Genomic DNA, 20761 nt, shown 5'->3' on the forward strand with positions numbered 1-20761 from the left:
GTCAACCTTGATCAGTTTTCTTGGAAAATGCGGCATTGAGCCCACCCGCCATCACTCCGAGCAGGATCAGCGGCGGCAGGGACAGGAGGACGACGGCGGCGTTGAGGATGCCCCAGGGCACGTTCATGCCGAGCTGGGACATTTCCGACGCGATGATCGGAAGCGTCTTTGCCTTGGATGTCGTGAGCATCATGGCGAGCAGGAACTCGTTCCAGACCAGCACGAAGGAAAAGGCGATGGCGCCGAAGACCTGGAAACGGGCAATCGGCAGCGCAATGCGGAAGAAGGTCGCGTAGGGACCAAGGCCATCGACGCGTGCGGCTTCCTCGACATGCAGGCTGACGCGCTCGAAGGCCGGCACCGAAAGCCAGATGGTGATCGAGGCGGTGACGATCAGATAGGTGACGATCAGCGAGAGCCGCGTATCGTAGAGGTTGAGCCCGAGCCAGATGACCAGCATCGGAATGGCGATCGCAACCGGCGGCAGGAAACGCAGCGAGAGGACGAAGAACTGCGCCTCGGCGGTCAGGCGGTTCTTGAAGCGCGCGATGACATAGGCGGCCGGCACGCCGATCAGCGCGCCGAGCACCACGGCGCTTGAGCAGATGATCAGCGAATTCGTCAGCGCACGCGCCACCGAGCGGCGGTTCAGCACATAGCTCATGTTGTCCCAGACCGGCTGGAAGACGAGCTTGGGCGTAGACACCAGGAGGTCGGCATTGGTCTTGAAGGCGTTGAGCAGCGTCCACAGCAGCGGCAGCACGACAAGCGCAGCCGCAAGGATCAGTAGCAGCTTGAGCAGCAGGGTCGAGAGCTTCATCGGTTCAGCCTCTTCCAGGTGAAGGTGAAGGTGACGATGGTCAGCACCATCATGATGACCGCCATGGACGAGGCGTAGGAAATCTTGCCGGATTCGATGAAGCCCTGCGAATAGGCATACATGTCGAGCGTTTCCGTCGAAATGCCGGGACCGCCGCGGGTCATCACGTAGACAAGGTCGAAGGAGCGCAGGCTTTCGATCGCCTTGACCAGCAGCAGGCTGATCAGCGGCGCCTTCAGCATCGGCAGCGTGACGAAACGGTGAATCTCGAACCGGGTCGCGCGGTCGATCCGCGCCGCCTCTAGCGGCTGCGGCGGCAGCGATTCCAAAAGCTTGAGGATGATCACAGAGAAGAACAGGCCCCATTGCCAGACATCGACAAAGGCAACCGCGAGCAGCGCCCCCAGCGGCGTCGACAGGATGTCGGGCGTGATGCCGGTCAGTTCGCGGACGGGCCAGGTCAGGGCGCCATAGAGCGGGTGAAAGGCGAACTTCCATACGAAGGCGGCACAGACACGTGGCAGCAGGACCGGGATGATGAACAGCACGCAGAGAATGTTTCGCATGCGCGGGCTGGCGGCCTCGAACATCGCGATGCCCAGCGCAAGCCCCGTGACCATGGTCGCGCTGACGCTGAGAATCTCCCATTTGAACGACACCCAGAGCGCGTTGAGGAAGCGGGCATCCGAGAACAGGGCCATATAATTGGCGAACCAGACATAATCGGCATCCGGCTGCGCAAGCGTGCGGTTCTGCAGGGAAATATTGATCGCGTAGACCGTCGGCACGAGGGCCAGCACGACCAGGATGCCCATGGTGGGCCCAAGAAAGACGTAAGGCAGCGAACGGCCGCGACGCATGGCAGGTCCTCGGATGGAAAAAGGGGCGCGTCGACGACGCGCCCAGTTGACGGCTTGGGAGGCGTCAGAGTTTGGCGGCGAAGGTTTCCAGTTCGGCAAGCGTCGCCTTGATGTCGGTGCGGCTGCCGGTGATCAACTCTTCCAGCATGATGCCCCACTGGTTGCCCAGTTCCTGCCAGCGCGGATCCTGCCAGAAGGTGACGGTCGTTTTCTCGCCGGTCGCGGCCATGGCGTCGGCCAGGTTCTGGCCGAAGGTCTTGGCATATTCCGGGCTCTGATAGGTGCTGGTGCGGGTTAGTTCGCCCGGCTGGCCGGCGGCGAGGCGACGCGCTTCCTGCTCCTTGGAGGTTGCCCAGGCGACGAACAGGCCGGCACAGGCCTTTTCCTCATCTGTCGCATTGGCCTTCGACGCAATGGCGAAACCGTGGGCGTAACCGCCACCCGGCAACGGCGACGGCGGCACGGAGAAGGCCACCTTGTCGGCCACCTGGCTCTGCGCCGTGTCGACGGACATGCCGCCGAGCGGTGCGGATTCGATGATGATCGCGACCTTGCCCGATCGGAAGGCGCCGGTGGATTCATCCCAGGATCCGGTCTGCGTGCCCGGTGCCGAATACTTGAAAAGCTCGAGATAGGTCTCCGTCGCCTTCACGGCCGCTTCCGAGTTGAAGGCCGGCTTGCCGTCCTTGAACCATTCACCGCCATTGGCCTTGAAGAACGGCATCCAGCGCCAGACATTTGCACCCGAGCCGCGCTGGCCGCGCAGCGCCGTGCCATAGACGCCGTTGTCCGGATCATGCAGCTTCTGAACGGCAGCGAAATACTCGTCCCAGGTCTTGGGCGGCGCGATGCCTGCCTTTTCCAGGAGATCGGTGCGATAGACCATCAGGTCGCCGCCACCCTGCACCGGTGCGAACCACTGCTTGCCGTCATAGGTGGCCGCAGCACGCATGCCTGCGTCGAAATCCTTGTAGTCGTATTCGGCCGGGTAGAAACCTTCGAGCGGAACGATCCAGCCGGACGAGGCAAACAGCGCAAGATTGGCCTCGTCGACATAGTAGACGTCGAAGCTGCCGACGGTCGAGGCGTCGGCCTGCGACTTGGCACGACGGTCGTTTTCGTTGAGATAGCTGATCTCGAAACCGGCGCCGGAGAGTTCTTCGAACTCGTCGACATAGTCTTCAAGAAGCGTCAGTCCGTCACGCGGCTGCGCCAGGACGCGCAGGTCTTCGCTGCACTGGGCAGCAGCAAATGCGTTCGAAGCCGCAAGAATGGCGATCACCGCGCAGCCGGCGCGGAGGCTGTTGAATGTCATGATTTCCTCCCTCGGATGGCAAACTCCCTTGCCATCTACGGGGGCTATTTTGCGCAACAGATGAGCCCGAACTAGTTTACCTTCGCCGCATAATTGATACTATATTGACATTTTTGCACTGCAACACGAGTCCATCAATGCGAATTGCATCAGATTTCCCGCTCTCGGTCTCGGAAACATTCACGGCAACACGAGAGCAGATCGTGCTGCCGGGTAGCAGTTCCTACCTGATCCGCCGGGACCATTACCCGAACCCGATCTGTATCTGGAACTACCATCCCGAATGGGAGATCCACTTCATTCCGGATGCGCACGGCTTTGCCTATGTCGGGGACTATATCGGCCCGTTCAAACCCGGCCATCTGGTGCTGGCGGGCACCAATCTGCCGCACAACTGGATCACGCCCGGCGCACCCGACCTGCCCGGGCGCGACATGGTGCTGCAATTCGACGCCGATGCGCTGATGGGGGTGCGTGCGGTCTGTCCCGAGTTCGAGGTCCTGCATCGCCTGAGGTCTTTTGCCGAACGCGGCATCGAGATTTTGGGGCCAGAAGCACATGAAATCGGCTCGAAGATTCTTGCGCTGCATGAAAGGAAAGACCGCGCCGGCCTGGGTCTTTTCATCGAAATCCTCAATGCCATCGAGGACGCCCCGCAGAAGCGTCTTCTGGCCAGCGAACACTTCATTTCGGTGTACAATCAACTGTCGGACAGGCGGCATCGCAGGATCGACCAGGCGATTCAGATCATGCAATCCAATCCAGGCGCGCAGATGCATGAAGTGGCCGCAGAGGTCGATCTCGAGCCATCCGCATTCTCACGGGCATTCCGCCGGCTGACCGGCATGAATTTTTCCGACTACAGCCGGTCGCTGCGCGTGTGGCGGGCCCGCACCCTCCTGTCGGAAAGCGAGATGCCGATCACCGACATCTGCTTCGAGGCAGGCTTCAACAATCTCTCGAACTTCAATCGGTATTTTCGGATGGAAACGGGTCTGACGCCGCGAGCCTATCGCAAGGCGGCACGCATCCGGGCAAAATCGGTGATCGCACCCCAGTCCTCCCATAGCATCCGGCCCTAATGTGCTTTTCTAGAGGTGCGCGGAAACGCTGATCCGCCCCCCCGATCCGTTTCCGGCACGCGAGCCTACGCACGCAAAAAAGCATCATGCCGGGCGCAAATTGATGCTTTTCGTTGGCCACCCTCTTCCGTATTCCTCGGATGGATCATGAGGCAGAGGCGGACACAGACATGGGCAAACCATTCTTCTGGAACGAACTGAATACGGGCGATTTCGCCCATCTTTCGGTCGATCGGACCATCGCCATCCTGCCGATCGCCTCCACCGAGCAGCACGGTCCGCATCTGCCGATTTCCACCGATGTCACCATCGCCAATGGCATGCTGACCGAGGTGCGCGCCCAGCTGCCCCAGACACTGGATATCCTTGTTCTCCCGACGCAGGAGATCGGCAAGGCCAACGAACATATCCACGGTCCCGGCACCCTTTCGCTCGGAGCCGAGATCCTCATTCCCGCATGGACCGCCATCGGTGGAAAGGTTGCGGAAGCCGGGGTGCGCAAGATGGTGATCGTCAACTCGCATGGCGGCAATCTTGATGTGATGAACATCGTCGCGCGCGAGCTGCGCGTGCGTTTTGCCATGGCGGTCGTCGCCACGCAGTGGTCGCGTTTCGGCAGCCCTCAAGGCCTGATCAGCGAGCACGAACAGAAATTCGGCATCCATGGCGGCGACATGGAAACCTCGATGATGCTGTATTTCCGACCTGATCTCGTGCGCATTGATAGAGCCGAAAATTTTGTCTCGAGAGCAGAATGGATGAAGGACAACACGCGTTATCTGCAACCGTTGCCGCCCCATTCCCTTGCCTGGATCGCCCATGATCTCAACCCGAACGGCGTCGTGGGTAACGCCTCGCTCGGCACGGCGGAAAAAGGTGCCCTGATCGCCCGGCATCAGGCCAAGGGCTTTATAGAGTTGCTCGACGACCTGACGAACTATCCCTTGTCCAGCCTCTATTCAAAATAGCAGTGCCTGGCGTCATTTCTCCGATGCCAGGATGGAGCCGTTCGCCTGCAATTCCTGCATCAGCGCCAGCAGTTCTGTCATCAGATACTCGACAAACAGACTGGTTGCGGCGTCCAGCGGCGCCCGCGCCCGCGCAAACAGTTTCATCGGCTGGCGTGAATGGCTCTCCGCGATGGGCCTGAACAGCAGTTCGCCACGCCGGCATTCGACGATCACGTCCAGCGGATTGAGCAAAGTCAGGCCGGTGCCGGCTTTCACCAGCTGCTTCAGCATCTCCGAGGCATTGGTTTCCACCACAGGCTCAACCGAGACCGGCAGCGGCGCCAGCGCCAGATTGATGACGTCGCGCAGGCTTGTGCCGGTCTGCGCCAGAACCAGCCGTTCCTGCACGACATCGGCAAGGCTGATCGGGCCGGTGCCCGCGAGCCTGTGTCCGGGCGGTAGAACGACACCGATCGGCACATCGAAATTGGCCAGCGTGCGGATGCCCGGCGTCGCCTGGATATTGAAGCCAAGACCGATATCGGCTTCGCCGGTCAATACGGGGTTGAGCGTCGTCGAGCCGCCATCGTTGCGCAACTGGACCCGCACCCTTGGATGCTGCGCGACAAACCGGGCGATGATGTCCGGCAGCGGACCGGCAGCAAGGCCCACCGTGGTCACGATCGAAACCTTGCCGGCCTGCGGCATCTTCAATCCGCGAATGCGCGATTCCAGCCGCTCGTAGTTTTTCAGCACGTCTCGGATATGCTCGATGCACAGTTCACCGGCGGCCGTCAGCCGCAGGCCGCGCGGCAACCGCTCGAAGATCGGCACGCCGATTTCCGCCTCCAGCGCCAGAATCTGCCGATTGATCGCCGAGGACGCGACATTCAGCCGGGCAGCGGCCTTGCGAATGGAACCGCAGCGAGCAATTTCATTGATGTATTGCAACTTTCGGGAATGCAGCATTCGTCTGGTCTTTCAGCGTTCACGGAGCGATTGAGCGCTTTCGGCGCCGTCCATACATGGATGCCTAAAAAGCATCAATGCGGACGAATTTTGATGCTTTTCAAAGAGCAACGCAACCGCTCAAATGCAGAAAACAGGCGGTCAATGACGACGGTCTGTTGCATCAAAGGGGAACGACGCAGAATGCGCACTCTACTGAAATCAAACGCACTTCCCGTCATCGTCAGCCTCGGAGCCATGGCAGCTTCCTTCACCCATGCCGCCGCAGCCGACAAGGTGAGCTATGGGACCAACTGGCTGGCGCAGGCCGAGCATGGCGGGTTTTACCAGGCGGTGGCCGATGGTACCTATGAAAAATACGGCCTCGATGTGACCATCGTGCAGGGTGGACCGAACGCTGCCAACAGCGCGCTGCTGATTTCCGGCAAGATCGACTTCTACATGGGCAGCCCGCAGAGCGAAATTTCCGCGGTAGAGCAGGGCATCCCGATCGTCGATGTCGCGGCCATCTTCCAGAAGGATCCTCAGGTCCTGATCGCGCATCCGGACCAAGGCGTCGAGACTTTCGCGGATCTGGCCAAGCTGCCGACAATCTTCATGGGCAAAGACGGTTACCTCACCTATTTCGAGTGGATGAAAGCGAATTTTCCGGGCTTCAAGGACGAGCAGTACAAGCCCTATAATTTCAGCCCGGCGCCCTTCCTGGCAGACAAGCAATCTGCCCAGCAGGGCTATCTGACCTCGGAGCCCTACGAGATCGAGAAACAGGCCGGCTGGACGCCAAAAGTCTTCCTGCTGGCCGACAGCGGCTACTCGCCCTATTCAACGATGATCACCACGCAGGCATCGCTGGTTGAAACCAAGCCGGACGTGGTGCAGCGTTTCGTCGATGCCTCGATCGAGGGCTGGTACAATTATCTCTACGGCGACAATGCCAAGGCCAATGCCATGATCAAGACAGACAATCCGGAAATGACCGATGGCCAGATCGCCTACTCGATCGCCAAGATGAAGGAATACGGTATTCTGGAATCTGGAGCGGCCCTGGAAAAAGGCATCGGTTGCATCACCGAAGAGCACTACAAGAAATTCTTCGAAGACGGCGTTGCCATCAAGCTCTTCAAAGCCGAGACCGACTACAAGAAGGCTTTTTCAACGCAGTTCGCCTGCAAGGGCGTCGGCATGGCGCTGAAGAAGTAGTAGCGCATCGATCGTCCCGTCGCCGCACCGGCGGCGGGGCACAGCAACTGCCGAGCAGCCCGGGACAGCAATGATTTTGGAAGAAACGCGCGCACTGAAGCGTTCCAACGACGGACGCAAACGGCCACTGGTTGTCATGGACATGGTCTCGAAGCGCTTTTCAAGCGGTACGCAGGCACTCTCGGACATGTCGCTCGTCGTGGAAAGCGGAGAGTTCGTCAGCCTGCTGGGGCCGTCGGGTTGCGGCAAATCGACGGCACTGCGCATCATCGCCGGCCTCGGCGATGCCTCGTCGGGAACGATCGACTGGCCTAGCTCGCGGATCAATTCCAAAGGATTGCCGGAAGGCGACATCAGCTTCGTCTTCCAGGAGCCTACATTGATGCCCTGGCAGAATGTCTTCGGCAATGTGCACCTGCCGCTGAAGCTGCGCGGCATCTCGCAAGCCGCGGCCCGCCCGCAGATCATCGAGGCACTGGCAACCGTGGGGCTCGAGGATTTCGCCGAGGCCTATCCGCGTGAACTTTCCGGCGGCATGAAGATGCGCGTTTCAATCGCCCGTGCGCTGGTGACGAAGCCGAAGCTGCTGCTGATGGACGAGCCTTTCGCCGCGCTTGACGAAATCACCCGCCAGAAACTCAATGACGACGTACTGCGCCTGTGGAAACAAACAGGCATCACCGTCATTTTCGTCACCCATTCGGTGTTTGAATCGGCCTATCTTTCCAATCGCATCGTGGTGATGAAGGCACGGCCGGGCCGCGTCCATGCTGATTTTCCATTGCACACCAGCCTGGAGCGAGACGCCCACTACCGAACCTCTGAGGACTATCGGCAGGCCTGCGAAAAGGTCTCGACCATGCTGCTCGAAGCCATCGGATCGGGAGAGCACTGATGCACGCGCAAGACAAAGCCCCCGACAGCGCCACCATTGCCCCTTCCGCCTTGCAAAGCAGGAACCGCGACCTGCTTCTCCGCATCCTTGTGCCATTCCTTGTGCTCGCGACCATGGTGCTGATCTGGCACGTCGGCGTCACGGTTTCCGGCGTTCCACCCTATATCCTGCCGAGTCCGGTTGCCGTCGCGACGGCGCTGGTCACCGATTGGCATACTCTGGCGCCGGCGCTCTGGGTTACCACCAAGATCACGCTGCTGTCGCTGTTGCTGGCTCTCATCGGCGGTGTTGCCTTTGCGATTTTCCTGGTGCAGTCACGCTGGGTGGAGATTGCCTTCTACCCAATCGCCGTCATCCTGCAGGTCACCCCGATCGTCGCGATCTCGCCACTGATCCTGATCTATGCACCATCGACCCAGGTGGCCCTGCTGATCTGCGCCTTTCTTGTCGCCTTCTTCCCCATCCTGTCCAACATGGTACAGGGGCTGAAAAGCGTTGATCACAACCTGCTCAACCTGTTCGATCTCTACGGTGCCTCGCGGTGGCAAACACTGCTCTATCTCAAGCTTCCCGCGTCCCTGCCCTATTTCATGACCGGCCTTCGCATCGGCGGAGGCCTGGCACTGATCGCAGCGGTCGTTGCGGAATTTGCGGCTGGCTCCGCCGGTGCCGGTTCAGGCCTTGCCTTCCGCCTTCTTGAAGCCCAGTACCGGATGAACATCCCACGGCTCTTTGCCGCGCTGATCCTCCTGTCGCTGCTCGGCGTGACGATCTTCGCGCTGACCTCCTTCATCTCATGGCTGAGCCTGCATCGCTGGCACGAAAGCAGCCTGAAAAGGGAAAACTGATGCCCGGCCCATTCGTTTCCCTGCCAGACAATGCGCATTTCGTGCTCGGCAATGCCACGGTACCAACGGTCGCGGTGACGGCACCGACAGGTGATGCAGTCGAAGGTTTGGCGTCTGTCGATATCGTGATTTCCAATGGGCGGATCGATGCCGTTTTGCCTGCCGGCACGGCTCCGGTGGAACTGCCCAAGGCCGATCTGCTTCAAGGCATGGTCTGGCCGTGCTTCGCCGACATGCACACCCATCTCGACAAGGGCCACATCTGGCCGCGCCGTCCGAACCCGGACGGCACCTTCATGGGTGCGCTCGAAAATGTCGGTATTGATCGCGAGACCAACTGGACGGCACACGACGTCAGGACGCGGATGGAATTTTCGCTGCGCTCAGCCTATGCGCATGGCACGCACCTGATCCGGACCCATCTCGATTCCATCGCCCCCCAGCATCGCATTTCATTCGAGGTCTTCTCGGAACTCCGGGAGGTCTGGAAGGACAGGATCGCGTTGCAGGCAGTCGCGCTGTTTCCGCTCGACAAGATCTTCGAGGCGCCGTTTTTCGACGACCTCGTCTCGGTGATCCGGGAGCATGAGGGCCTTCTTGGCGGCGTGACCTATCTGATGCCCGATCTGGAGGAGCGCCTCGACCTCCTATTCCGCACTGCTGCAGACAACGGCTTTGATATCGACCTGCATGTCGATGAGACCGAGGACCGGCAGGTGCTGACCCTGAAAACAATCGCCGAAGCCAAGATGCGCAACGGGTACCAGGGCGCGGTCACCGTCGGCCATTGCTGCTCGCTCGCCCGACAGGACGAAGACCTGGCAAAGGCGACCATCGATCTCGTTGCCCGCGCGGGCATCTCCGTTGTCTCGCTGCCGATGTGCAACATGTATCTGCAGGACCGACATCCGGGCCGCACCCCGCGATGGCGCGGGGTGACGCTTTTTCACGAACTGGCGGCAGCCGGTGTGGCGACTGCCGTTTCGTCCGACAATACGCGCGACCCCTTCTACGCCTATGGCGACATGGACCCGGTCGAAGTCTTTCGCGAAGCGGTACGCATCCTGCACCTGGATCATCCGCTGACCGATGCTGCACGCGTCGTTACGACATCGCCGGCCGATATACTCGGCCGGCCGGACCTTGGCCGCATTGCCGTCGGCGGCCCCGCCGATCTCGTCCTCTTCAGCGCCCGCCGCTGGAGCGAATTCCTCTCCCGTCCGCAGGCCGACCGCATCGTCATGCGGAATGGCATGGGCATCGACCGCAGCCTGCCGGACTACCGCGAACTCGACCCGATCCTTGGAGCATGACATGCCCGACTACGCAGCCATCAAGAAGGAACTCGACGCTATCGCCGTCGAGGACAATCCGGCGCTGGTTCGCCAGAAGAGCCGCGATTTCTTCTGGTATTCCCCGGTCCTGAAGGCGCAGCTCGAGAACGTCACCGGCGATCTCGTCGTTTCGCCGACATCCGAAGAGGAGGTCATCCGCGTCCTGAAGGTCGCCTATGCGCACGGGGCTCCCGTGACCCCGCGCGGCGCCGGCACCGGCAATTACGGCCAGGCCATGCCCCTCTCGGGCGGCATCATCCTCAATCTTGCCGGCATGAACAAAATCAAATCCATCCAGCCCGGAAAGGTCGTCTGCGAACCCGGTGTCGTCATCGCCCAGCTCGACAAGGCGACAAAGGCCCATTCCGGCCAGGAACTGCGTTTCCATCCCTCGACAGCCCAGACCGCAACCATCGGTGGCTTCATCGCCGGCGGATCGGGCGGCGTCGGCTCCATCACCTGGGGCGGTCTTCGTGATCTCGGCAATATCCTGCGCCTGAGGGTCGTCACCATGGAAGCCGAGCCCCAGGTGCTGGACCTGACCGGCTGGGATCTGCAAAAGGTCAGCCATGCCTATGGCACCAACGGCATCATTACCGAAGTCGAAATGCCACTCGCACCCGCCTATGACTGGGTGGACGTTCTGGTCGGCTATGACGACTTCATGGATGCCGTGCGTTTTTCCGATGCGCTCAGCCATATGAACGGCCTGTTGTTGAAGGAAGTGGCGCCGATCGCAGCCCCTATTCCTTACGACTATTTTACCCGTCACAAGCCCTATCTTCGTGATCGCGGCCAGTCGGTGGTGGTGATCATGATCGCGCCGCATGCGATGGACCCGTTTGCCGCATTCGTCGCCCAGCAGAAGGGCGAGATCCTGTTCCGCTCCGACAAGGTCGAGAGCATGAAGGGCATCCCGCATGCCTACGAGCTGGCATGGAACCACACAACGCTCCGAGCCCTGAAGGTCGATCCGACCTTCACCTATCTGCAGGTCCAATACCCCGGCCCCGATCACGTCGCGAAAGTCGGTAAACTGGTGGAGATCTTCGGCGACGAAGTTCCGGGCCATCTCGAGTTCATCAAGTTCGATGCGGCCATCCAGTGTTCCGGCCTGCCGCTCGTGCGCTACACCACCGAAGCGCGGCTGGAGGAGATCATCCGCATCCATGAAGACAATGGTTGCCCGATCTTCAATCCGCATCGCTATACGCTGGAGGAAGGCGGCATGAAGCAGACGGATACGACACAACTCGCCTTCAAGCAGCAGACCGATCCCAAGGGTCTGCTCAATCCGGGCAAGATGATCGCCTGGGACAATCCAGATTTCGATTTCAACGCCGGCAAGAATTATCTCTTCCCCGGCCTTGCGGCGATGGGGGTCTGATGCGCGTCCTGTTGCTGCATTCCCACCCCGTGGAAGAAAGCTTCGGCGGCGCCCTTCACCGCCTCACCCGGGAAAGCCTCCAGACGGCAGGTCACGAGGTCGATGATTGCAATCTCTATGCCGAAGAGTTCGACCCAGTCCTCTCGCGCCACGACCGGATGATCTATCACGACTATCCCGAGAACACGGCGCTGGTGAAAGAGCATTGCGACAGGCTGCTGGCTGCCGAAGGACTGGTTATTGTCACGCCGGTATGGAATTTCGGCTTTCCGGCGATCCTCAAGGGTTATTTCGATCGCGTCTGGCTGCCCGGGATTTCCTTCGAACTTGTGGACGGAAAGGTGCAGTCCCGGTTGCGCCATATCCGCAAGCTCGGCGCGGTGATGACCTATGGCGCGACACCATTCCGGGCGTTTGTCGCCGGCAATCCGCCGAAGAAAATCGTCAAGCGGGTGTTGCGCGCGCAGATCAATCCCTGGTCACCGGTCACTTTCCTTGCCCACTACGACATGAACAATTGCACGGAGGAGACGCGGGCACGTTTCATGGCAAAGGTAAAAGCCAAGATGGAAAGATTTTGACGCAATGCCGGGAAAAGCCGTCTTCAACCCGCCGTCTGTGCGCCGCCCCTTCGGCAACTACAATCACGGCCTCATGGTCCCACCGGGCGCAAGCCTGCTGGTCACGTCCGGTCAACTGGGCATCGACCTCGACGACAGCATTCCCGACGGCGTGACTGCGCAGGCGGAACTCTGCTTCGAGGCAATCGGCGCCATCCTCCAGGAGGCCGGCATGAGCTTTGCCGACGTCATCCGCATCAGCGGCTTCGTCACGAAACGGGAGGACTTCCCGGCCTATATGGCCGTGCGCGACCGTTTCACGCTGGAGCCGAAGCCCGTTTCGACACTGATCATCGTCTCCGGCTTCACGCGACCGGAATTTCTCGTCGAGGTCGAAGTGACCGCCGCCAGGTTGGCGTGAAATCGGAATCAAGTTCCTATTGCCGAGACCCTGCTTCCGACCGCGGGTTGCACGGCCGGAAGCGGCATTAGAGGCGGATCCTCACGATATGCATGTGCGGGTTTGCGGCAATGACCTGTTGGGCAGAGGCAAACCTGAGTACTGCCGCAACGGTTTCATCCTAGGCCAAGGTGCGGACTGACGGCTCGCGGTCCCAATAGCGCTTAGATGCTGCGGCGATAAAATCCTCCCCGAGGTCGACCACACCGTCATCCTTTTCCACGCCCGCCTTGTCGAGCAGCGGCTTGGCATCGCCATTGGCGCCGATTGCCTTCAGATGACCGAATGCGTCCATGACAAACTGGATCGCGGCCGCCTCCTTCAGCATAAGCTTGCACGCATCCGCAGACAGGATGACGGCAACGGCATCGAAAATCTGAGACGGAGACCCCGCCAACTGGCCGTCGGCCTTGATCGCCTTGCCATCCGACAGCACAACTTTTCCGAACTTGGGCGCCACGAGGAAAGCGGTCGCACCTGCTTTCTCAATGATCCCGGAAAGCTTTTTCAAAGCTTTTGCATCGCTGCCATCGGCAATCAGGATCCCGATCTTGCGACCCTCGACCGTGTCCTTCATGTTCTTTTGAATGGATAGCGCGACTGACGGATCCATGTCGATCGGCGCCCGGGCTGCTGGGTTCTTGTTCGGCAGATCGATGCCAAGACCGTCGGCAACGCGCTTGGCAAGATCCTGATCGACATTCAACAGATTGGCCACCATGCGCGGGGCCACCTGCTCCAATGCCACCTTGGAAAGCTCGAAAACGAACGACGAGGCGATATGCGCCTGCTCGGACGGTGTTTGCGACGTCCAGAACAGGCGGGCCTGGCTGTAATGGTCGGCAAAAAGCTCCGGGCGAATGCGCAACTTGTCTCCCTCTTCATTGTCTCCGGTCGAGCGTTCGATCGTGCGAAACCCGGTCATAGGACACTCGCGCGGTCCGCCATCCTCACCATGTTGCGAAAGGCTGTTGGGTTCGTAATTTGCCCGTCCCTTCGGCACATTCATCTGCATTTGCCCGTCACGCTGGAAATTCATCATGGGACATTTGGCAGCATTGATCGGAATCTGGTGGAAGTTCGCCGTCCCGAGACGGGACTTCTGCGTATCGAGATAGCTGAACAACCGACCCTGAAGCAGCGGATCATTGGAGAAATCCACACCGGGCACGATGTTGGCGGGACAGAAGGCCACCTGCTCGGTTTCGGCGAAGAAATTGTCCGGGTTGCGATCGAGCACCAGACGACCGACGATCCTGACCGGCACCAATTCTTCTGGAATGAGCTTGGTCGCATCGAGCACGTCAAAGGGCAGGCTATCGGCAAAAGCCTCGTCGAAGATCTGCAGGCCCAGTTCCCATTCGGGGAAATTGCCGGAGGCAATCGCCTCATAAAGGTCGCGGCGATGGTAGTCGTTGTCAGCAGCCTGCAGCTTCAACGCTTCATCCCAGACAACGGACTGGAGACCCAGTTTCGGTTTCCAGTGAAACTTGACGAAGCTCGATTTGCCCGACGCATTGACGAAACGGAATGTGTGAACACCGAAACCTTCCATCATCCGCAAAGAGCGCGGAATGGCGCGATCAGACATCGCCCATGTCAGCATATGGGTGGTTTCCGGCATGAGGGAGGCCCAGTCCCAGAATGTGTCATGCGCACTGCCGGCCTGAGGATAGGCGCGATCGGCTTCCATCTTCACGGCATGCACCAGGTCCGGAAACTTCATCGCATCCTGGATGAAAAACACCGGTATATTGTTGCCGACCAGGTCCCAATTGCCTTCCTTCGTATAGAATTTGACTGCGAACCCGCGCACATCGCGCGGCGTATCGACGGACCCTGCGCCACCTGCCACCGTCGAAAAGCGAACGAAGACAGGCGTCTTTTCGCCGGGCCGCTGGAAAAGGTCGGCCTTTGTCACCTCTGCCAGCGTTTCATACACCTCGAAGAACCCGTGCGCGCCCGAGCCGCGAGCATGAACGATCCGTTCGGGGATTCGCTCATGATCGAAGTGGAAGATCTTTTCGCGAAGTACGAAATCTTCAAGAAGGGTAGGACCGCGGCTTCCCGATTTAAGACTGTTCTGATTGTCCGAAACACGAATGCCTTGATTGGTGGTCAAATGTGCCTCTGCATCGTGCGAACCCTTTTCGGGTACATGCTGATGCGTTTCTCCGCCGTTGCCGCGGTCAGTATCGAAGTTCCTGTCAACCATTTGTCTTGCCTCCCTTTTGGTCTGGACCTGCATGGCGCCCGATCGAAGTCCATTGGTTTGAAATTGGTTTGAATTGGCCAGCAGCCTCAAAGCGTGCGTCCCACCCTGTGGGGATTTGTGCAGCACAAGACTGAAAGACCGTGGAGACGCCCCCTGAAAACCGTTTGTTCGTATCACTCGGCGCCGCGGACCTGATCCGTGTGCCTCGACCGAGGTTGAACACCTGGCCAACTCCATTGGTTCCGCCCGGCAGAAAATGCGCTGCGTAAGGATATGGATTTCACGCGCGCGTAAGGCACTTTCCATCGCCGTCAACCAGCCGCTCCGCGGATGGGGACTGCCGTTTTCGACGACCAATTTCCTGCATCAAAGGCACGGAACCTAATCAGATCCGCAACGTTTTGTTGTCACGGCAGCTGTGAACGCAGCCCGGTAAGATGAGGAAATCACATGAAAAAGATTGTTTTCGTGGCGGCAATTCTTGGCGCCTCCGCCTTCTCCGCTCTGGCTCAGACCAGCACGACCACAACGCCTTCCACCGATGGCGAGACGCCAGCGATTGCGACGCCTGACCAGACAAACCCGACAGCACCGGTGGCGGGCGAGAACAGCTTCACCGAAGCGCAGGCCAAGCAGCGGCTCGAGGAAGCCGGATACTCAAATGTAACCGAACTCAAGCTGTCCGAGCAGGGCGTTTGGCAGGCGATGGCCGACAAGGACGGGAAGTCTGTGAAGGCCAGCCTGGACTACCAGGGTAATATTGTCGCCGAATAAACACTCATAAAAAGACAACGAGGAAACCCGAAGATGAAAACCATTACTGGACTTTTCGATGATTACGCCGACGGCCGCGCCGCTGTGACCGCGCTTGAGGCAGAAGGCATTCCGTCCAAGGATATCAGCATCGTATCCAACAATGCTGCCGGTCGACCAGCGGAAGAAGCATCCGATGTTGGCGAAAAGGCCGGCGCAGGCGCTGGTATCGGCGCTGTCGTGGGTGGCGCGGGTGGTCTGCTCACCGGCCTTGGCCTGATGGCGATCCCGGGCGTAGGCCCGGTGGTTGCGGCCGGCTGGCTCACAGCGACGGCTGCCGGTGCCCTTGCCGGCGCGGTTGCCGGCGGAGCCGCGGGCGGCCTGATCGGAGCGCTGACCGATTCCGGCGTCCCGGAAGATCATGCGCATGTTTATGCCGAAGGCGTGCGCCGCGGCGGAACGCTGGTGACCGCCAAGGTGGACGACATGCATGTCGACAGGGCCACTGCCATCTTGAAACGGTCCAGCTGGGTCGATCCGGTCGAGCGCCGCCGCGTCTATGCCGAGCAGGGTTGGTCGACATTCGACGATACCGCCGCACCTTATGGCCCGGCTGAGGTTCAGCAGGAGCGGGATCGCTATCGTCGCGCCGGCCTCTGATCATCAAGCGCCGCTTGAAAGGCCGGTTCGCCCAAAAGGCGGGCCGGCTCTTTTCGTTTCAGGCGATTCCGAACAGGCGCGATTGCGGCCATGCGTCGGCCTGGATCCGGCGCTCCGTTCCAGCAGGCGTCGTCAAAACGGCTGTCCTCCCGCACCTTGAATTTGAAATTGAGACAAGCCTGCCTTGCGGACAGGTGCTATGATCCGGGGACGACCACTGAAAGCTCCCATTTCGGGCCGGCTTGCCGTTCGAGGCTCTTCATCGGAGCAGAGGGCAAATTTCAAAATGACAATTTTTTCCGTCAGGCACATCACCGAATACCGCTACAACCGGCCTGTGCATTTCGGCGAACATCGGCTGATGTTTCGGCCACGCGACAGCTATGACCAGCGGCTTTTGGATGCAAAGCTGATCTGCGATCCGGACCCGCAGCAGATACGCTGGATCCAGGACGTGTTCGGCAATTGCGTGGCGATCGTCGATATCACCCGACCGTCAACAAACCTGCGTTTCGAGACCTGGATCACCATCGACCATACCCCTCAGGTCGCACTGGATCTCGAGATCGACGAGGCGGCAGCCACCTATCCGTTTTCCTATGACCCCGAGGAAGAGCCAGACCTCGAGCGGGTCATTCAACGACACTATCCCGACCAAAGCGACGAAGTTGCCAGATGGGCCAGCCAGTTTGTCGCGCTCGGAATGCCTACACCGACAGGCCGATTGCTGATGACCATGTGCTGCGCGATCCAGGAAAGCTTCAGCTATGCGCGGCGCACTGAAGCCGGCACGCAAACGCCACAGACGACGCTCACGTCGAGAAAAGGCACCTGCCGCGATTTCGCCCTGCTGATGGTCGAGGCCTGCCGATCGCTTGGCATCGCGGCTCGCTTCGTGACCGGCTATGTCTATGTTGCCGATCGCGACGGCTCGACGACGCGCGGTGGCGGATCCACTCATGCCTGGTGCCAGGTTTATATTCCGGGTGCCGGATGGGTCGAATTCGATCCGACCAATGGCATCGTTGGAAACAGGGACCTGATCCGCGTCGGGGTCGCCCGCGATCCCCGTCAGGCCGTGCCCCTCTATGGAAGCTATGACGGCGGACCGACCGATTTTGCCGGCATGTCCGTACAGGTCAATGTCACCACCAGGCCCGCCGACCATTGACGGATTTGCGGGAGGAGCGATGGAACACTCGCCACCGCACGGCGTTGATCCCCGACGCTGCGCCAGTCTTCGACTCACTAGGGCACCGAACCGAGGGTTTCATGAAAATACGAGCTGGCTTCAACCTGGGCTACCAATGCACGCAGCCAACGCCAATGCTACTCGCATTGAACATTCATCCATCCCGGCGTGCCGGCCTCCTGTCCGATCAGGTTCTGACCTTCGACCGGCCAATAGAGGCCTGGAGCTACCTGGATGGTTTCGGCAATGCCTGCTCGCGCATCCTCGCCCCACCCGGGCTGACGACGATATCGACGCAATTCGACATCTATGACGACGGCCAGCCGGATGTGATTCCGGAACATGCGGTTCAGCATGCGATCAAGGATCTGCCCGACGAGGTGCTGGTCTACCTGCTCGGCAGCCGCTACTGCGACACGGATCGCCTGGCGGATCTGGCGTGGGAAATGTTTGGCGCGACACCCATGGGATGGCCGCGGGTCAAGGCGATCCTCGACTTCACCCATGAACACATCACCTTCGACTACAGCCGCGCGGATTCGACGCGATCCGCCTATGGCGGCTATGTGGACAGGATCGGTGTCTGTCGCGATTTCGCCCATCTCGCCATCACACTGTGCCGGTGCATGAACATTCCTGCTCGTTACTGCACCGGTTATCTTGGCGATATCGGCGTGCCGAAAGATCCGAACCCAATGGATTTCAGCGCCTGGTTCCAGGTCTATCTCGGCGGATGCTGGCACACGGTTGATGCGCGGCACAACACGCCCCGTATCGGACGGATCCTCATGGCAACGGGGCGTGATGCGATCGACGTGGCCCTGACAACCAATTTCGGGCCGGCTGAACTGGTTCGGTTCGAGGTGATCACGGAAGAGATCATCGACTAGCGAGCGCGCTACCAGTTGGTGAAGGATCCGTCGGTCCGACGAAGATGTGGCGGCTCAGAATATTCGAACGGCATTTTCTGCAATTCCGCCTCGTTGACCTCTATTCCGAGCCCCGGCGCGTCCGGCACTACGTAAAATGCGCCATCCATGTCGATCTGGCCTGGAAACAGTGTCGAATTGTCGAAGCCCCAGTGCTGCTCGGCCGGGCTCTGGCGGCATTCCAGCCAGCTGAAATTGGCAACCGCCGCGCCAAGATGCACGGATGCTGCCGTGCAGATCGGCCCCAAGGGACTATGCGGCATCAGATCGACGTAGTGGGCTTCACACCAGCCGGCGACCTTCATCGCTTCGGTGAAGCCGCCGACATTGCAGATATCGATCCGGCAGAACTGCATGATGCCCCGTTCGACATAGGGAAGAAATTGCCATTTCGACGAGAACTCCTCGCCGATCGCGAACGGAATATCGGTCATCCTGCGCAAGGCCTCATAGGCCGATGGCGCCTCGTCACGGATTGCCTCCTCGATGAAATCGATCGTTCCTGTCGGCATTTTCTGGCAAAAGGACGCCGCCTCCGCAACGCTGAGCCGATGATGATATTCAACGCCCAGCGTCATCGCATGGCCGACCTCGGCGCGAGCGCGCGTGACCCATTCGGCTGTGATCGCAATCGATTCCCGCGGCTCGAAACGCTCGGTATTTTCTTGGCCCACAGCAATGAACCGCACACAGTTCCACCCGGCTTCCTTGAGAAGGACCGCCTGCTCGATCATCGCCTCGCCCGGCTCAGCCGATGTCGTCGCAAACGCCGGGACAAGGTCGCGCTGCTTTCCGCCCAGCAATTGGTAGACGGGCACGCCGAGCGCCTTGCCCTTGATATCGTGGAAGGCAATATCGAGCGCGGCGATTGCCGCCGTCAGAACACGGCCGCCTTCGAAATACTGGCTCCTGTACATTTCCTGCCACAAGGCCCCGCATTGCATCGGATCCTTACCGATCAGGAACTGCGCATAGTGGTCAATTGCACCGGCAACTGCCTTTTCACGATAGGACAGGCCGGATTCGCCCCAACCGTGGATGCCGCTGTCGGTTTCGACCTTGACGACCAGCTGGTTCCTGACGCCGACCCTGGCGATATACGGCTTGATGGCAGTGATTTTCATGCGGATTTCCAGAAAATTTGACACGGTCTATCGAAGCAGAATCCGGACGATCACCGACGCACATGCCTGCGCCGCTGAGCGCAACCTCATCAGCAGATGCGGCAGCCCATCAGTAGCGCGGTCGGGTCAGAGCGACAGCCCGCTTCGCTGATCGAAGACGTGAACCTGTTCCGCGGCGATCGCAGCTTCAAAGGGAGTGCCATATCGCGCAGGAAAGGCGCCATCGACGACAGCCGTCACCGGTTCGCCGGCCAGGCTGAAGACGACATGGGTCTGCGCGCCGGTCGGCTCGACGACCAGTGTCTGCCCGCCCATCACGTTGTCACCCGCCTGGCCCGCCTGCAGGTGTTCCGGCCGGATGCCCAGCTTGACCGCCTGTCCGCGGTTTACCTTGCGCGAGGCCGCAAGACGGATGCTTGTCCCGTCTGCGAGACGCCCGATCGGTCCACCCTCGTGCGCGTCCACCACTGCATCGAGAAAATTCATCGCAGGCGATCCGATGAAGCCGGCAACGAACAGATTGGTTGGTGCTCGATATAGCTCGAGCGGCGTCCCGACCTGTTCGATATGGCCACCGTTCAGAACGACGATGCGATCGGCAAGGGTCATCGCTTCAATCTGGTCATGCGTCACGTAGACCGAGGTCGTGCCCACCTTCTGATGCAGCGTCTTGATCTCGGTGCGCATCTGCACGCGCAGCTTGGCATCCAGGTTGGAAAGCGGCTCGTCGAACAGGAAGACTGCCGGATCACGCACGATGGCTCGCCCCATCGCCACGCGCTGGCGCTGGCCGCCGGACAACTGGCTCGGTTTGCGATCCAGAAGGTCGCCAAGCGCCAGCATCCGGGCGGCTTCGCTGACCTTTTTGTCGATGTCGGGCTTGGATACACCGGAAAGCTTCAGATTGAAGCCCATGTTCTGCGCAACCGTCATATGCGGATAGAGCGCATAGGACTGGAAGACCATGGCAATGTTGCGCTCGCGCGGCGTCAATGCGTTGACCACATTGTCGCCGATCAGCACTTCGCCGTCTGTGATCTCTTCCAGGCCGGCGATCATCCTCAGAAGCGTGGATTTTCCGCAGCCGGAGGGCCCGACCAGGGCAATGAATTCGCCGTCCTCAATCGAGAGCGAAACACCGTGGATCACCTCCAGCATGCCATAGGCCTTGCGGATGTCCCTCAGTTCGACAGATGCCATTTTGCTCT

20 protein-coding genes are annotated in these 20761 nt (G+C 60.0%); 13 read left to right on the plus strand and 7 right to left on the minus strand.

Annotated elements, in window-relative coordinates:
- Nucleotide 1: 1 nt before the first annotated feature.
- From IM739_RS19485 to IM739_RS19495, 3 genes are all read right to left on the minus strand, one after another.
- A complete protein-coding gene (locus IM739_RS19485; protein WP_237371467.1) occupies nt 2-820 on the minus strand; it encodes a carbohydrate ABC transporter permease in 819 nt (272 codons plus the stop codon).
- Entirely contained in the window at nt 817-1680 is an 864-nt protein-coding gene (locus IM739_RS19490; RefSeq protein WP_237371468.1) for a carbohydrate ABC transporter permease, read from the minus strand. The genes IM739_RS19485 and IM739_RS19490 overlap by 4 nt, the downstream gene beginning before the upstream one ends.
- Before the next feature lie 64 nt (nt 1681-1744).
- Entirely contained in the window at nt 1745-2995 is a 1251-nt protein-coding gene (locus tag IM739_RS19495) for an ABC transporter substrate-binding protein (RefSeq protein ID WP_237371469.1), read from the minus strand.
- 137 nt (nt 2996-3132) lie between these two features.
- Between IM739_RS19495 and IM739_RS19500 the strand changes: the two genes are divergently transcribed.
- Together IM739_RS19500 and IM739_RS19505 are read left to right on the plus strand one after the other, a co-directional pair.
- Nucleotides 3133-4077 (plus strand): AraC family transcriptional regulator, encoded by a 945-nt coding sequence (locus tag IM739_RS19500; RefSeq protein WP_237371470.1) that lies wholly within the window; start codon nt 3133-3135, stop codon nt 4075-4077.
- Between the two features lie 170 nt (nt 4078-4247).
- Nucleotides 4248-5045 carry a creatininase family protein gene (locus IM739_RS19505; RefSeq protein ID WP_237371471.1) on the plus strand — a complete coding sequence of 266 codons (798 nt, stop codon included), beginning with the start codon at nt 4248-4250 and terminating at the stop codon, nt 5043-5045.
- Nucleotides 5046-5057: 12 nt separating this feature from the next.
- On the opposite strand, the gene IM739_RS19510 is transcribed toward IM739_RS19505, so the two are convergent.
- Complete coding sequence (locus tag IM739_RS19510) at nt 5058-5996, minus strand: LysR family transcriptional regulator (protein ID WP_237371472.1); 939 nt, start codon at nt 5994-5996, stop codon at nt 5058-5060.
- Between the two features lie 237 nt (nt 5997-6233).
- Here IM739_RS19510 and IM739_RS19515 point away from each other — a divergent pair, with 237 nt between their 5' ends.
- From IM739_RS19515 to IM739_RS19545, 7 genes are all read left to right on the plus strand, one after another.
- Complete coding sequence (locus IM739_RS19515; RefSeq protein WP_237371692.1) at nt 6234-7196, plus strand: ABC transporter substrate-binding protein; 963 nt, start codon at nt 6234-6236, stop codon at nt 7194-7196.
- Nucleotides 7197-7266: 70 nt separating this feature from the next.
- Nucleotides 7267-8091, plus strand: a complete 825-nt coding sequence (locus IM739_RS19520) for an ABC transporter ATP-binding protein (RefSeq protein WP_237371473.1) — start codon at nt 7267-7269, stop codon at nt 8089-8091.
- Nucleotides 8091-8939, plus strand: a complete 849-nt coding sequence (locus IM739_RS19525; RefSeq protein ID WP_237371474.1) for an ABC transporter permease — start codon at nt 8091-8093, stop codon at nt 8937-8939. The genes IM739_RS19520 and IM739_RS19525 overlap by 1 nt, the downstream gene beginning before the upstream one ends.
- Entirely contained in the window at nt 8939-10252 is a 1314-nt protein-coding gene (locus tag IM739_RS19530; RefSeq protein ID WP_237371475.1) for a cytosine deaminase, read from the plus strand. The genes IM739_RS19525 and IM739_RS19530 overlap by 1 nt, the downstream gene beginning before the upstream one ends.
- Nucleotide 10253: 1 nt before the next feature.
- Nucleotides 10254-11660: an FAD-binding oxidoreductase gene (locus tag IM739_RS19535; protein WP_237371476.1), complete on the plus strand. Its 1407-nt coding sequence runs from the start codon at nt 10254-10256 to the stop codon at nt 11658-11660.
- The gene (locus IM739_RS19540) at nt 11660-12241 is read left to right on the plus strand and encodes an NAD(P)H-dependent oxidoreductase (RefSeq protein WP_237371477.1); all 582 of its coding nucleotides are present in this window, start codon (nt 11660-11662) and stop codon (nt 12239-12241) included. The genes IM739_RS19535 and IM739_RS19540 overlap by 1 nt, the downstream gene beginning before the upstream one ends.
- Before the next feature lie 4 nt (nt 12242-12245).
- The gene (locus IM739_RS19545; protein WP_237371478.1) at nt 12246-12641 is read left to right on the plus strand and encodes a RidA family protein; all 396 of its coding nucleotides are present in this window, start codon (nt 12246-12248) and stop codon (nt 12639-12641) included.
- Nucleotides 12642-12801: 160 nt separating this feature from the next.
- On the opposite strand, the gene IM739_RS19550 is transcribed toward IM739_RS19545, so the two are convergent.
- The gene (locus tag IM739_RS19550; protein WP_237371479.1) at nt 12802-14895 is read right to left on the minus strand and encodes a catalase; all 2094 of its coding nucleotides are present in this window, start codon (nt 14893-14895) and stop codon (nt 12802-12804) included.
- Nucleotides 14896-15345: 450 nt separating this feature from the next.
- Between IM739_RS19550 and IM739_RS19555 the strand changes: the two genes are divergently transcribed.
- The 4 genes from IM739_RS19555 (at nt 15346) to IM739_RS19570 (ending at nt 18390) form a co-directional block, all read left to right on the plus strand.
- On the plus strand, nt 15346-15669 hold the full coding sequence (locus tag IM739_RS19555) for a PepSY domain-containing protein (protein ID WP_237371480.1): 324 nt from the start codon (nt 15346-15348) through the stop codon (nt 15667-15669).
- Nucleotides 15670-15702: 33 nt separating this feature from the next.
- Complete coding sequence (locus tag IM739_RS19560) at nt 15703-16308, plus strand: hypothetical protein (RefSeq protein WP_237371481.1); 606 nt, start codon at nt 15703-15705, stop codon at nt 16306-16308.
- 286 nt (nt 16309-16594) lie between these two features.
- Complete coding sequence (locus IM739_RS19565; RefSeq protein WP_237371482.1) at nt 16595-17479, plus strand: transglutaminase family protein; 885 nt, start codon at nt 16595-16597, stop codon at nt 17477-17479.
- Between the two features lie 101 nt (nt 17480-17580).
- Nucleotides 17581-18390: a transglutaminase-like domain-containing protein gene (locus IM739_RS19570; RefSeq protein ID WP_237371483.1), complete on the plus strand. Its 810-nt coding sequence runs from the start codon at nt 17581-17583 to the stop codon at nt 18388-18390.
- 8 nt (nt 18391-18398) lie between these two features.
- Here IM739_RS19570 and IM739_RS19575 read toward each other — a convergent pair whose 3' ends face one another.
- Both IM739_RS19575 and IM739_RS19580 read right to left on the minus strand, forming a co-directional pair.
- Nucleotides 18399-19553 (minus strand): mandelate racemase/muconate lactonizing enzyme family protein, encoded by a 1155-nt coding sequence (locus tag IM739_RS19575; protein ID WP_237371484.1) that lies wholly within the window; start codon nt 19551-19553, stop codon nt 18399-18401.
- Nucleotides 19554-19679: 126 nt separating this feature from the next.
- Nucleotides 19680-20753, minus strand: a complete 1074-nt coding sequence (locus IM739_RS19580) for an ABC transporter ATP-binding protein (protein WP_237371485.1) — start codon at nt 20751-20753, stop codon at nt 19680-19682.
- Nucleotides 20754-20761: the final 8 nt, after the last annotated feature.

The organism is Rhizobium sp. SL42 (genome assembly GCF_021729845.1).
Lineage (GTDB): Bacteria > Pseudomonadota > Alphaproteobacteria > Rhizobiales > Rhizobiaceae > Allorhizobium.